The sequence below is a fragment of the Microbulbifer mixtoriginis (SeqCode) genome, from assembly GCF_052467235.1.
This window is the reverse complement of the sequence record NZ_CP174305.1, coordinates 2391490-2405522: the sequence shown is the minus strand read 5'-3', so window position 1 is coordinate 2405522 and position 14033 is coordinate 2391490. Positions and strand designations below refer to the sequence as shown.

11 protein-coding genes are annotated in these 14033 nt (G+C 52.3%); 6 read left to right on the top strand and 5 right to left on the bottom strand.

Annotation, left to right across the window (positions count from 1 at the left end; all coding sequences use genetic code 11):
- The first annotated feature begins 156 nt into the window (after window positions 1-156).
- The 3 genes from ACJJIO_RS10610 to ACJJIO_RS10600 all read left to right on the top strand — a co-directional run bounded on the left by ACJJIO_RS10610 (window position 157) and on the right by ACJJIO_RS10600 (window position 2383).
- The gene (locus ACJJIO_RS10610; protein ID WP_444910959.1) at window positions 157-948 is read left to right on the top strand and encodes an MBL fold metallo-hydrolase; all 792 of its coding nucleotides are present in this window, start codon (window positions 157-159) and stop codon (window positions 946-948) included.
- A gap of 449 nt (window positions 949-1397) precedes the next feature.
- Window positions 1398-1802, top strand: a complete 405-nt coding sequence (locus tag ACJJIO_RS10605; RefSeq protein ID WP_444910958.1) for a hypothetical protein — start codon at window positions 1398-1400, stop codon at window positions 1800-1802.
- 182 nt (window positions 1803-1984) lie between these two features.
- On the top strand, window positions 1985-2383 hold the full coding sequence (locus ACJJIO_RS10600; protein ID WP_444910957.1) for a hypothetical protein: 399 nt from the start codon (window positions 1985-1987) through the stop codon (window positions 2381-2383).
- Between the two features lie 90 nt (window positions 2384-2473).
- Here ACJJIO_RS10600 and ACJJIO_RS10595 read toward each other — a convergent pair whose 3' ends face one another.
- From ACJJIO_RS10595 to ACJJIO_RS10575, 5 genes are read right to left on the bottom strand one after another with little or no spacing between them, the layout of a single operon-like run.
- Window positions 2474-3298, bottom strand: a complete 825-nt coding sequence (locus tag ACJJIO_RS10595) for a peptidylprolyl isomerase (protein ID WP_444910956.1) — start codon at window positions 3296-3298, stop codon at window positions 2474-2476.
- A gap of 57 nt (window positions 3299-3355) precedes the next feature.
- A complete protein-coding gene (gene narI / locus ACJJIO_RS10590; protein ID WP_444910955.1) occupies window positions 3356-4045 on the bottom strand; it encodes a respiratory nitrate reductase subunit gamma in 690 nt (229 codons plus the stop codon).
- A 4-nt stretch (window positions 4046-4049) separates the two neighbouring features.
- Window positions 4050-4784 carry a nitrate reductase molybdenum cofactor assembly chaperone gene (gene narJ, locus ACJJIO_RS10585; RefSeq protein WP_444899342.1) on the bottom strand — a complete coding sequence of 245 codons (735 nt, stop codon included), beginning with the start codon at window positions 4782-4784 and terminating at the stop codon, window positions 4050-4052.
- Window positions 4785-4803: 19 nt separating this feature from the next.
- A complete protein-coding gene (gene narH / locus ACJJIO_RS10580; protein WP_444910954.1) occupies window positions 4804-6351 on the bottom strand; it encodes a nitrate reductase subunit beta in 1548 nt (515 codons plus the stop codon).
- A 2-nt stretch (window positions 6352-6353) separates the two neighbouring features.
- Entirely contained in the window at window positions 6354-10106 is a 3753-nt protein-coding gene (locus ACJJIO_RS10575) for a nitrate reductase subunit alpha (RefSeq protein ID WP_444910953.1), read from the bottom strand.
- Between the two features lie 317 nt (window positions 10107-10423).
- On the opposite strand from ACJJIO_RS10575, the gene ACJJIO_RS10570 reads away from it, so the two are divergent.
- The 3 genes from ACJJIO_RS10570 (at window position 10424) to ACJJIO_RS10560 (ending at window position 13836) form a co-directional block, all read left to right on the top strand.
- Window positions 10424-12274, top strand: coding sequence for a histidine kinase (locus ACJJIO_RS10570; RefSeq protein ID WP_444910952.1), 1851 nt, complete (start codon window positions 10424-10426; stop codon window positions 12272-12274).
- Window positions 12275-12663: 389 nt separating this feature from the next.
- Window positions 12664-13338 (top strand): CHRD domain-containing protein, encoded by a 675-nt coding sequence (locus ACJJIO_RS10565; protein WP_444899344.1) that lies wholly within the window; start codon window positions 12664-12666, stop codon window positions 13336-13338.
- Window positions 13339-13392: 54 nt separating this feature from the next.
- Entirely contained in the window at window positions 13393-13836 is a 444-nt protein-coding gene (locus ACJJIO_RS10560; protein ID WP_444903585.1) for an SRPBCC family protein, read from the top strand.
- The last annotated feature ends 197 nt before the right edge of the window (window positions 13837-14033 follow it).

Genomic DNA, 14033 nt, shown 5'->3' with positions numbered 1-14033 from the left:
AAATTAGCGTGGAATAGCTAAGGCTAGCAATTTTGTGCAGTTAACGTTTTTGGCTAGCCTTACCAAAGTATCCCAATACCATCCCGTATCCAAAGTGCAACTGACAAAGCCGTTACAGACTAAAGAACCATTTATCACAGTGCAAGAGGATGAGTTTTGAAAGGATTTAGAATTCTGACCTCCACTTTATTTCTACTCACCAGCTCTATCGCTTTATCAAGTAGCATTAGTGTGCAAAAAGTTTCTGAACACCTACATATCTTGAGTGGAAAAGAGTACGGAACGAATATTGGCTTAATATCAACGGAAAATGGATTGGTACTCATTGATCCTATGCCAGGAAATAATCAGTTAAGTGCATTAAATGAAACAATTCGATCAATTTACGATAAGCCTATCTCCTTCATCTTAAACACACACGCGCATTCCGACCATACCGGTGGAAACGCGCACTTTGAAAAGCAAGGTGGAAAACTGATAGAGAGCAGCTTCAATTTAAATGAACTCACTCACATTAAAGTCAAGTCTCATACAACAATCGACAATATCTATTACCATAAGGAAAGTAATTCTATATTTGTCGGTGATGTATTCGATACCAGCTGGCATCCAACATTTTATGCTGGCGGAATTAAAGGTTTTAATGAAGCCATTGAGGCCATTTTAAATTTGGGTGATGATCAAAGTTTGATAATACCCGGCCATGGCGCTCCAGCAAACAAGTCATCCTTGCTTGAATTCAGGAAAAATACTTTTACATGGATAAATAAAATTCAAGAGCTTCATCAAAAAGGGTTGGGTGTTGAGCAAATAATGATTGACGCACAAGTTAAAGATATTTTGGAGAAGTTCAATATAAATAATAAATCCCCATTCCTACCCCAAAAAGCTTATAAAAGATTTATAGAAAGAACTATTTCAGTGATTAATGAAGAAAATAATAGATAACAAGAAGTCTTATCAGGATAAGCTCATATTAACTCTATTCTTTTTTTGTCGGAGAAAAAAACCACTCCAGCGAGGCTTTATTCATTTATGAAAATTGCAACCTCATTTTTACTAATTATTTTATCATGCTGAAAACATCACTCTTTGCCCAGAAAAACTTCAGCGCATTGAGGGATATGACCCTAAATATCCAATGAGAGAGTACCGACGATTTTTAGATAGCTGGGTAGTGCTAACTGCCCTGCTTAATCCTGATGGAATTTTGCAAGATATTGAAATTGTAGAGTCAGAGCCGGATAACTTATTTGATTGATCTGCTGTAAAAGCATTAAGAATGTAGGAAATTTGACTGGTCAGGAAGCTGGTGTAAATATAAGGCTAGATTACGCTTTAAATTCAATGACTAACGGTTTAAGCCTAGGCTGCCCATCAATACACTAGAATAAACCATGAAAAGATATGGCTACAAATTTACCAAGGATGATGGTGGCCTTTCCAGATTAAGCGGACTTAGATTCTTTATCGGGCTGTGTGCTTTTTTCAGCACAATTACCAGCTTGATTTTCTCTGGTGAGAGCCAATTAAAGTTATATTTGGCATCACTCTTCGCTTTCTGGCTTGCGGCATTCTTGGCCGAAGTTGTCCCCAAAGTAAGATCCTACCCAGTTATATTTTCCGCAATAACGGCAAGTATAATTTTCTGGATTGATCCGAGAAATGTTTTTATAGTCCGTCAGTGTGAAAATTGGCAGTGTGTTGATGTTGAAAATTTGAACGGCAAAATAATATATTTAGGATTTTGTGGAATGGTAATAATCGCTGCGCTGTGGTCTTTGCGAAGACAGTCACACTAACGCATTTAGACATCATGCGACGCTTTGGTGCGAAAGTACTAGCTGGATATGGCACATCAATCAATTACATGGCTTAGGCACCCTATGATAGCTTATAATTTCTGGACGTAAGTTCAAACCAAATCTCTGTGCGACATATACCATCAATAATTGCTGCAAGCCTTATTCCTTCGATAGTACTTTTGTTACTGGCCGGTACGTTAGGATTTTCTAAAATAAACTCAGCCGGCCCAGCATTTATTTTGATTTTTTCAATCCCTATATCACTAGCACACATGATGATTTATGTACCACTTGCATTAATCATAGAAAGATACTTTGGGTTAAATCTATTTAAGTGTATGTGTCTAGGTTTAATTGTTGGCTCTCTATATCCTGGATTTAATGACTGGCCGTACCCTGATGGCAGTTACATTGGTAAGGTTGAAGATACTTTAATCGGCATAGATGTAATAAAAGCAGTTAATGGCTATCCAACGCTTTGGGGTTGGTTAATTTATCTAAAGCATATACTTACAGTAGGCCTTCTATTTGGAGCTACTAGTGGTTTAGGTTATGGCCTCTTATATAGAAAAGATTAACAAGTGACTTTGTACCTGTACTGGATTAAGAATTCCACTTCAATTTACCCAGTCGCAATCGCATGCGAACGGTTGCAAATCTCTGCCACCTCAGTGGGCCTCCCCCGATAAATCCAGGCCGGAGATTTGCGCGGCCTGCACCATTTTTTGCAGGTAGTCGCTAGTCATCTGGCGGCGGCGTTTTTCAGTTAGGTATTCCTCGATTCGCTCCGAAACATATTCGTATTCCAGCGGGCGGCCCGGTTCACAGTGTTCCACAAAAATCAGGTGTACTCCGTAAGGGGTCTCCACGGGCTCTGCTACCAAGCCGGTGCCCTGCTCGAATACTGCGCGCTCGAAGGACGCGACGGTATCACCGCGCCCCACTTGGCCGAGGCTGCCACCAGCTTCGGCGGAGGAACAGGCGGAGTGGGATTGGGCTAACTGAGCGAAGGCCTGTAACGGATTGGCATCGTTGCGGATCTGCTTGAGCATATCCTCGGCAGCGGCGCGTGCTTTGGCGCAGGCTTCAGAGTCATCCGGTGCGGCTGGGATCAGGATATGGCGCACTTCGGCGAGGGGATCGGAGCGAAATTTATGTGGGTGGGCTTCGAAATAAGCACGGCACTCGGCTTCACTGGCCGGGCTTACTTGCAACTCACCTTTCAATAGATCTGAAACGGCGTGATCGAAGGCCTCGCTGTGCAAGTCTTCATCGGCCGCGCAAAGCCCCTGCCCTGCGGCCTTTTCCCGTAACAGCCAACCGATAACCAATGCCCGTGCAGCGCGGTAAATTGCTTGGCGCGGGGAGTTGGCGGTCTGGTATTGCATCTCCTGATAAATCAGGTCTGCGGGAATTTCACTACCGTTCACGGCCACGGCTTCAGCCAGTTCGAATTCGTGCCCGGCGGCGTCGGAAGCTAGTAATGCACTCATGACTCTTCTCTACACAAGGCCCCCACACTTGGCGGGCCTGGTTAACGATTGCTGGGATTAGCGCGCGGCTTTGGCGCGCACTACCTGGTAATTGCGGCGGAAGTACTGCACTGGAACACTCCATACGTGCACCAGGCGGCTGAAGGGGAACAGCAGGAACAGGGTCATACCGAGGAAAATATGCAGCTTGTAGATGATATTTACGTCGGCGATAGCCACTGCGGCTGCGGAGCCATCGAGGGTGACAATGGACTGGGCCCAGGTCATCAGCTTGAGCATTTCGGCACCGTCCATATGGCCGGCGGAAACCAGGATACTGATCAGGCCGAGGATTAACTGGGCGTAAAGCATCAGCAGGATGGTCAGGTCCATTTTGGAAGTGGTGGCGCGCACTCGCGGATTGGTGAGGCGGCGCTTAATCAAAATGGTGAGGCCGATAAAGCAGATTACCCCGAAGAAACCGCCGATAACCATCGCCATCATCTGCTTGGTGGAAGCTTCAATGCCGAGTAAGTGCCACACCGCTTTGGGCGTAAGCAGGCCGACAAAATGGCCTGCGAGAATGGCGATCACCCCAATATGAAACAGGTAACTGCCGATGCGCAATTGCTTGTGCTCCAACAACTGGCTGGAGCCGGTGCGCCAGGTGTATTGGTCGCGGTCATAGCGGATCAGGCTCCCCACCAGAAACACCGTAAGGGCGACGAAGGGATAGATGGCAAAGAGCAGCGTATTCAGATAGTTCATCTTGTTACTCCTGTGGTGCGGGCTGGGCAGAATTCTGCGCGGCATCTTTGGCACTGGGGGCCCAGGTTAGGGGCTGGCCGTCGCGCAGCTGCGCAGCGCTGGGCCGCGTTATGGACTGGTCACAATTGTTGGCGCCGGTAAAACTGACCACCTCTTCCTCCCAGATCTTGTCCAGCGCCTCGGGGGTATCGTCGCGCTCCTCATTGGCGACTTCCTCTTTGAGCGCGGTCAGATCTACAAAGACGCCGGCCATCTGCAAGAGCGCATCCATCAACAGGTGATAGGGGCTCTCGCGCTTTGACAGGCGCGCGCTCAACAGGGCAATCACATGGGTGATATCGTGCACCCAACCGTAGGCCGCTTCACCTTGAGTGGCGCAGAACTCTAAGTAGGTGGGCAGGTAATCTGGCAGTTCGCGCTCATTCAGTTCCAGGCCGGCGGCTCGGTAGCGATTCATCAGATCCACCATGGCCTGGCCGCGATCGCGGGATTCGCCGTGGATATGCTCGAACAGGTGCAGGGACACAGCGCGGCCGCGCTCAAACAAACCGTCGTATTCACTCTGCCAATCAAGCGCATCCATACGCTCGTAATGAGAGATAAACGCCAGCAGCAAATCGCGCAGGGGCTTGTCCAGGTCTTCGGATTCCGCCACCCAGTTGGTTAACTCATCCAGATGCGCCACCAGCTCATCGGACGGGTAATCCAGCAGGCGGGCGATCAGGTTTAATACTTTCATCGGTACTCTCCCCTCGGCCTCAGTCGACCACTTTGGCCGGTATCACTTCGCGCACTGCATTCTGCTTGCCGCCGAAGATATTGGTGCTGTCGTTGCCAGTGCTGCAGCCGTTGCCAAAGCTGAAACCACAGGAGGACTTCATGTCGTAGGCGTTCTCGGCGTAAGCCTTGTGGCTTGAAGGCACCACGAAGCGGTCTTCGTAATTGGCCAGGGCCATATAGCGGTACATCTCTTCTACCTGGGCTACGGTCATCCCGGCCTCTTCCAGCAACTCGCGTTCCTGCACGCCGTCCACATGGATGCCACGCATATAGGCGCGCATCACAATCATGCGTTCCAGGGCGCGGGCCACTGGCTTTTCGTCGCCGGCGGTGAGCAGGTTGGCCAGGTATTGCAGCGGGATACGCAGGGTGGAGAGATCGGGGATCTCGGCGCCGCGCCCCACAGTGACGGTTTCCACTTGGCCGGCCTGCACTGCGTTCTGGATCGGAGACAGCGGCGGCACGTACCAAACCATGGGCAGGGTGCGGTACTCCGGGTGCAGCGGCAGGGCGATCTGCCAATCGATAGCCATCTTGTACACTGGGGATTTCTGCGCGGCTTCGAGCCAGGCTTCGGGGATACCTTCGGCGCGGGCAGCTTCCTGGACTTTGGGATCGCTGGGGTCGAGGAAAATATCGCACTGGGCTTGGTAGAGGGCTTTTTCGTCTTCTACCGCAGCGGCTTCTTCGATGCGGTCGGCGTCATAGAGCAGCACCCCCAGGTAGCGGATACGGCCCACGCAGGTTTCGGAACAGATAGTTGGCTGGCCCGCCTCAATACGTGGGTAACAGAAGATACACTTCTCGGATTTACCGGTTTTCCAGTTGTAGTAGATCTTCTTGTAGGGGCAGGCAGACACACACATGCGCCAACCGCGGCATTTGTCCTGGTCGATCAGGACGATGCCGTCCTCTTCGCGCTTGTAGATGGCGCCGCTGGGGCAGGCAGAGACACAGGCCGGATTGAGGCAGTGCTCGCACAGGCGTGGCAGGTACATCATAAAGGTGTTTTCGAACTCACCGTAGATATCCGCCTGGACCTGTTCGAAGTTCTTATCCTTCTTACGCTTGTCGAATTCGGTACCGAGAATTTCTTCCCAGTTGGGACCCCATTCGATTTTTTCCATACGCTCGCCAGTAATCAGCGAGCGCGGGCGGGCTACCGGCTGGTGCTTCTGCTCCGGTGCCTTGTGCAGGGTCTGGTAGTCGAAGTCGAACGGCTCGTAGTAGTCATCGATTTCTGGCATATCCGGGTTGCCAAACAGGTTGGCCAGTACCCGGTGCTTGCTGCCGATCTTCGGCTGCAACTTGCCATTTTTCTTGCGGGTCCAGCCACCATTCCATTTGTCCTGGTTTTCCCACTCTTTGGGATAGCCGACACCGGGTTTGGTCTCGACATTGTTAAACCAGGCGTACTCGACCCCCTCGCGGGAGGTCCAGACGTTTTTACAGGTCACCGAGCAGGTGTGGCAGCCGATACACTTATCGAGGTTCAGCACCATGCCGATCTGGGCTCTAACTTTCATTGTTACACCTCCTCTCGGGTCGGCTCTTTGATGTCTTCGCCATCCAGCCAGTCGACCTTGTTCATTTTTCTCACCACCACAAACTCGTCCCGGTTACAGCCCACAGTGCCGTAGTAGTTAAAGCCGTAGGACTGCTGGGCGTAGCCGCCGATCATATGGGTGGGTTTCATCACCGCGCGGGTTACGGAGTTGTGGATACCGCCGCGGGTACCGGTGGTTTCCGCTCCCGGTGTATTCACGATGCGCTCCTGGGCGTGGTACATCATGGCCATGCCGTCGGGCACCCGCTGGGACACCACCGCACGGGCGGCAATGGCGCCGTTGACGTTGAAGATTTCGATCCAGTCGTTGTCTTCAATAGCCGCCAGCTTGGCGTCGTTCTCACTCATCCACACGATGGGGCCACCGCGAGACAGGGTGAGCATCAGCAGGTTATCGGAGTAGGTACTGTGGATACCCCACTTCTGGTGCGGGGTGATCCAGTTCAGCAGGATCTCCTTGTTGCCATTCGGCTTCTGGTTCAGCACCGGCTGTACGGTTTTCAGGTTGATGGGCGGCTTGTACACACACATGGTCTCGCCGAAGTCGCGCATCCACTCGTGATCCTGGTAGAACTGCTGGCGGCCGGTGATGGTGCGCCAGGGAATCAGCTCGTGCACATTGGTGTAGCCGGCGTTGTAGCTCACATGCTCATCTTCCAGGCCGGACCAGGTGGGCGAGGAGATAATTTTGCGGGGCTGCGCCACGATATCGGCGAAGCGGATCTTCTCGTCTTCCTTAGGCTTGGCCAGATGGGTGTGATCGCGACCGGTAATCTTGCCCAGCGCTTCCCAGGCCTTCACCGCCACCTGGCCGTTGGTTTCAGGGGCCAGAGACAGGATCATCTCGGCGGCATCTACGGCGCTGTCGATACGGGCGCGGCCATCGCGGGCGCTTTCATCCTTCCAGGTGCGGTTGAGCTTCTTGAGGAAGTCCACCTCGTCATCGGTATTCCAGCTGATGCCCTTACCGCCGTTGCCGAGTTTTTCCAGCAATGGGCCGATAGAGGTAAAGCGGTTGTAGGTGTTGGGATAATCGCGCTCCACCTCGATCATGCTCGGCGCGGTAACGCCGGGGATCAGGTCGCACTCGCCCTTCCACCAGGCCTTCACCCCAAAGGGCTGGGCGATTTCGGTGGGGGTATCGTGGTGGATTGGCAGGGTTACCAGATCCTTTTCCACCCCCAGGTGGCCATCGGTGAGTTCGGAGAATTTCTTCGCCACACCTTTAAAGATGTCCCAGTCGCTGCGCGCTTCCCAGGCCGGGTCCACCGCTTTGGTGAGCGGGTGGATAAAGGGGTGCATATCGGAGGTATTGAGATCGTCCTTCTCATACCAGGTAGCCGTTGGCAGCACGATGTCGGAGTAGAGACAGGTGGTGGACATGCGGAAGTCCAGTGTCACCAGCAGATCGACTTTGCCCTCACTGGGGGTATCGTGCCAGGCCACATCTTCCGGTTTCTTGCCGCCGGCTTCGCCCAGGTCCTTACCCATCAGACCATGCTTGGTGCCCAGCAGGTGGCGCAGCATGTACTCGTGGCCTTTACCGGAGGAACCCAGCAGGTTAGAGCGCCAAATGAACATGTTACGCGGGTAGTTCTGCGGATTATCCGGGTCCTGGTTGGCGAACTTAAGCGCGCCACGCTTGAGCTGCTGTACGGTGTAATCCTTGGCGGACATACCCGCAGCGGCGGCATCTTTGGTCAGTTGCAGCGGGTTCATACCCAACTGCGGTGCAGAGGGCAGCCAGCCCATACGCTCGGCGCGGCTGTTGTAATCGATAATGGAAGCCTGCCACTTGCTCTTGTCGGCCAGCGGCGAAACCACTTCGTCCATCTCCAACTTCTCGTAGCGCCACTGGCTGGCGTGGTTGTAGAAGAAGGAGGTGCCGTTCATATGACGCGGCGGGCGCTGCCAATCGAGACCGAAAGCGAGGGGGGTCCAGCCGGTTTGCGGGCGCAGCTTTTCCTGCCCCACATAGTGGGCCCAGCCACCGCCGCTCTGACCGATACAACCGCACATCATCAACATATTGATGAGGCCGCGGTAGTTCATATCCATGTGGTACCAGTGGTTGAGGGCGGCACCCACAATCACCATGGAGCGTCCACGGGTTTTGTCAGCAGTGTTGGCGAACTCGCGCGCAACCTGGATAACGTTCTCGCGGCGACAGCCGGTGATTTTCTCCTGCCAGGCGGGAGTGTAGGGTTTGTCTTCGTCGTAGCTGTGCGCGCAGTTGGGGTCGTCGAGGCCGTGCTCCACGCCGTAGTTGGCCAGGGTCAGGTCGTAGACGCTGGCAACCTTAAGTACCTCGCCATCTTTGTTCTGCACAAACTTCACCGGCACCTTGTAATCGATCACATCGCTGTGGTCGGTGTGCTGGAAATAGTCGTGTTCATGGGTCTGGCCACCGAAGTAGGGGAAGGCCACTTGGGCGATTTCATCGGCGCAGTCTTTCAGGCTGAGTTTCAGCTCTACTTCTTCGCCACTGAGGCCATCGCGCTGCTCAATATTCCATTTTCCCTGCTCGCCCCATCGATAACCCACTGAGCCCTGAGGGGAAACAAGCTGGCCATCGTGGTTGACGGCGATAGTCTTCCACTCCGGGTTGTTATCCTGGCCGAGGTCATCTGCCAGATCGGAGGCGCGCAGGAAGCGGCCCTGTACCAGCTTACCGTCGCGCTCTTCCAGGGTCACCAGCATCGGCATATCCGTGGTGGTGCGCACATATTCGGTGAAGTAGGTGCTGGGCTTATCGACGTGGAATTCTTTCAAAATCACGTGGCCGAAGGCCATCGCCAGGGCCGCATCGGTACCCTGACGCGGTGCCAGCCAGGTGTCGCCAAACTTGGAACACTCGGAGTAATCGGAAGTGATTACGCAGGTCTTGGCGCCCTTGTAACGCACCTCGCTGAGGAAGTGCGCATCCGGGGTACGGGTCTGCGGCACATTGGAGCCCCATACGATCAGGTAGTTGGAGTTGTACCAGTCGGCGGACTCGGGCACGTCGGTCTGCTCGCCCCAAATCTGCGGAGAGGCGGGGGGCAGGTCGCAGTACCAGTCGTAGAAGCTCAGGCAGTTGCCGCCAATCAATGACAGGTAGCGGGCACCGGCGGCGTAGGACACCATGGACATTGCGGGAATCGGCGAGAAGCCGGTTACCCGGTCGGGTCCGTATTTTTTGGTGGTGTAGACGTTGGCAGCGGCGATCAGCTCATTGGCTTCATCCCACTTAATCCGCACAAAGCCACCCATTCCCCGGCGTTCTTTGTAGGACTTGGCCTTGGCCGGGTCCTCGACAATGCTGGCCCAGGCATCCACCGGATCACTGTGTCTCAACTTGGCTTCGCGCCAGAGTTTTACCAGACGCTTGCGGATCTTCGGGTACTTAAGGCGGTTTGCCGAGTACATATACCAGGAGTAGCTGGCACCGCGCGGGCAACCTCGGGGCTCATGGTTGGGCAGGTCCGGGCGGGTGCGCGGGTAGTCGGTCTGCTGGGTCTCCCAGGTGACCAAGCCGTCTTTGACGTAGATCTTCCAGCTGCAAGAGCCGGTGCAGTTCACCCCGTGGGTGGAGCGCACGATCTTGTCGAACTGCCAGCGGCGACGATAGCCGTCTTCCCAGCTGCGGTCGTCATGGGTCTTTTCCCCGTGTCCACCGGAAAAGGGCTCTTTTTGTTTCTTCAGATATTTCAGTCGGTCCAGGAAATGGCTCATGCGGTACTCCCAGGGCATCGAAATGCGGTTAAAGCATCGGTTTAGCTGGGAATATAAAAGCGCTGTAAAAGAGGATCACCTGACCAAAAAGGGGTAGAAAAGCGCTGAGCTACCCATGAGTAGGTAAGAAAATGGCGCCAGTTGATGGTTGAGGTTGGGCGTAAGTCCCGTAATGACTTAGGCGGTATTTAAAACACAGGCAATAGGTTAAATTTTGTGCAAAACTGGCACTCTTTGGTGGTACTCACAAATTTGAGCGCTCGTAAGCGGCACAATAGAGGCTATCCAACAGCGGCCCGAGATCGAAGTGAACTGATATGTTGAATCGAATCCGACAGTCCATCGTCTATCGAATCGGCACCCTGATGCTGCTCACAGTGTTAGTCGCGCTGAGCTCCATGGTGGCCTCTTACATTATCTCTGACGCCGCGGAAAACGATGCCGCCGCAGTGAACCTGGCCGGTTCCCTGCGCGCTATGAGCTACCGGCTCGCAGCGACAGCACCCTCTGGTGATATGAAAGCCACCGCCACACTATCGAACGAAGTGACTTCGCGCCTGAGCCGTGTATTGAGTATTTCCGACTTCAGTGCCAGCGATAACCTGCGCGCGGCGCGCAACTACCGCAAGGTAATCGGCAGTTGGGAGGAAGAGATTCGACCACTGTTGGAATCCATCGCCGCCGGTCGCACCAGCATGGATTCCCTGCAGTTGGCCACCCACCTGGAACCATTTATTCACGATGTAGACACCCTGGTACTGGACTATCAAACCATCGCCGAGGAAAAGATCAGCCTGCTGCGCCTGGTACAGGTGGCTTCCCTATTCGCCATAGTGGCGCTTGTTTACTTGTCCCTATACATACTCCATCGCTCCGTGGAGCAACCGTTGAAGCAACTCATCAGCCGCTCAATGAGCATCGCCCAGGGGAACTTCAACCAAAATCGCCTGGAGATCGACAGCGAAGACGAGTTGGGGGTTCTGGCGCGCACCATCAATTATATGAGCGACGAGATTCACGCAACCCATCGTGACCTGGCCCACCGCGTCGAACAAAAAACCGCCCAGCTACAGAAGAGCCACGAGGCACTGGATTTCCAATACCGACTGGCACGGCGTATCAGCGAGGGGCCCCTGGCCGGATCCGAGCTGGGGCAATGGCTTGGCGAGTTCGCCAATGTCGCCGACTTGAACAACCTGGACCTGTGCCTGATGACACCTGAAGGCGAAGCCCCCTACGAACATCTGGTGCAGGGGTTTGGCAACAGCCAGTGCAGCGGCAGTGACTGTCGGGTTTGTGTGAGCACCTGCGGTCCCTCCGATGAGGGAGAGTTCCGCGTGTACCGCTTCCCCCTGGAAGTGGATAAGCGCAATTACGGCGTACTGATGTGCACTCTGCCCAGAGGCAACAGCCTCGATGAGGAACAGCAACAGCGCCTTGCCACCTTTGCCGACAGCGTCACCGCCGCCATTGCCATCAACGAGCGCGAGGCCCAAGAGCGCCGCGTTGCCCTTCTGGATGAGCGCGCGATCATCGCGCGGGAACTGCACGACTCCCTGGCCCAATCGCTGTCCTACCTGAAAATCCAAGTCACTAGGCTCAATCGCGCCAATCGCAGCGAGCAGGTGGATAAGTCTAAGGTGAAGGAGATTATTACCGAGCTAAAAGAGGGGTTGGACTCCTCCTATCGCCAGCTGCGCGAACTGCTCACTACTTTCAGGCTGCAAATAGGCCCTGGCGGCCTACGCAATATCCTCGAGCAATCCATCCTCGCTTATCGCGAGCAACACCCGCAAATCACTATTTTGCTCGACTATCACCTCAATGAAGTACCGCTCACTCCCCACGAGGAAATCCATCTGCTGCAGCTGGTACGCGAAGCTACCCAGAATGCCGTATACCACTCTCAGGGCGATATGGTGCAAATCAGCATGATCCAGGCTAATAACCAATCGCTCAATGTGCGCATCCGCGACAACGGTGTGGGTATCAGCAACGCACCGGAAAAACGCAACCACTTCGGTATGTCAATCATGCAGGAGCGCGCCAGTAATCTGAATGGAAAACTGAATATTCAGCGGCGTACGCAGGGGGGCACAGAGGTACAATTTAACTTTACTCCCCTTTATGCCCGAGAGCGCGAATTAGTTTGGAAGGATGCGGGGTGATAGCGCCCCATCCTCGATAGCAGAGTCACTGGGTACGGATGAGCAATCGTTGTATCCAGTATTTTAAATTTAGCGAAAATGCCTGTTAATAATTTTTTCCGATAACCCCAATTTTTTCCGGCTGCATCCTTCCTATACCCATCGCTTCATGTGAAGCCGGATATCCCGTTTCCACGAATTCCTTTATTCCCCAAGATACCCAGTAAAAAATACTGTCTCCAAAATTGGCCCTAAGCGGCCAGAACCAAGCGCATATGCTACAAGTAGTTATCGCCAGCCATCCATGATCTACACCATTCTTCATAGTGAATATGAGCGCTATTAAGCGTCTGGCATTAAATTTCTCGTATAGGTAATAACAAGATCGATTAAATATAGAGGAGATGTTTATGAAACTCAGTTCATTACCCAAAATCGCTTATTTAATAATGGCGATGTTTTTACTGGCCTATTCCACTTTCACCACTGCAGATAACCACAATAAAAAAGAAAAAGACTCACCAACTGCCAAACATGGATCTGGCGAGAAAGCCTGGTCCGATGCCGGAGATGACAAGCGGTTTACCATTTTTAAGGCTGACCTGACCACCGCTAACGAAAATATGCTCGGTAAAAAGGTAAATCCACAAACCCCTAAAGATGCGGGTGGCTTCTTTATTGGCGCCTACAACAACCAGACACATATGCTGAGTTTTATGGTTGGCTACAGCGATCTATCACCCGGTGGGGTAGCCATGTCGCATTTCCATATGCAATGCGCAGGCGATGGCAAAGAGCCGCCTATCTGCAAGCCCGGCAAAGCGAGCGGTCCGATTATCCAAACTATCTGTGGAATGCCGACAAACCCCGGCATGGTTCCCGATTGGCCCAAGACCAAAACCGATAAGGATAAACACGGACTGGAAAAGAAATGCTCCGAGGGCACCAGTGGATTTATTATGGGTAAATGGATGGTGGAAGAGCCTTATCGAAAAGCGCTAATGGATGGAAAGGTCTTTATTAATATGCACAGCAAACTAGATCCCAAGGGTGAAATCTCTGGATTGCTAATGAAAGGTAAATAGCATTCTTTACCATGCCTTCCAGACCCAGCTTCGATGACCCTATGGAGAACGGTGATGTCCAACTACACTACATCATTTTTTAGCCCAAGTTCCCGGGAAGATGCTTACAAGGCAGTAACCGAAAAAATGTCCCAGTGGTGGACACCGGTAAGCGCACCCTTCCTAAAGGTGGGTGACATCGCCAAAACCGGTTTCAAAGGTCAATCTTACTGGGTCTTTCGCGCCAAAATATTGAAGCCCGAGAAATTGATTGAGCTTGAATGTACTGAATCCAATATGGTTTCAGATAACGTAGATGACCCCGAGGAGTGGAAAGGCAGTACTCTGCGTTTCGAATTTTCTGAGGAGAATACGGGAACTCTGATTAAATTTACCCATATTGGTCTATCCCCAGAAATGAAATGTTGGGATATGTGCAAAAGTGGCTGGGATTATTACCTTTTTGGAAGTCTTAAGGATTTTTTAAGTGGAAACGGAGGCCGCCCAAATACTTATTGAAAAAAAACAACTTATAGACTTACTTTCTGAAAAAGACTTTCTTGGGTAAAAGTTAATCACAGCACTTTTTGAACTATTTATCTCATTACTACTAGAGTTTACATTAGCCTCTTCTAAAAATTAAAAAAAGAATTCGCCTATTAAATATCTAGAAAAATAATTTTGAGCATAAACTGCATGGGAAACTTATTAATAAG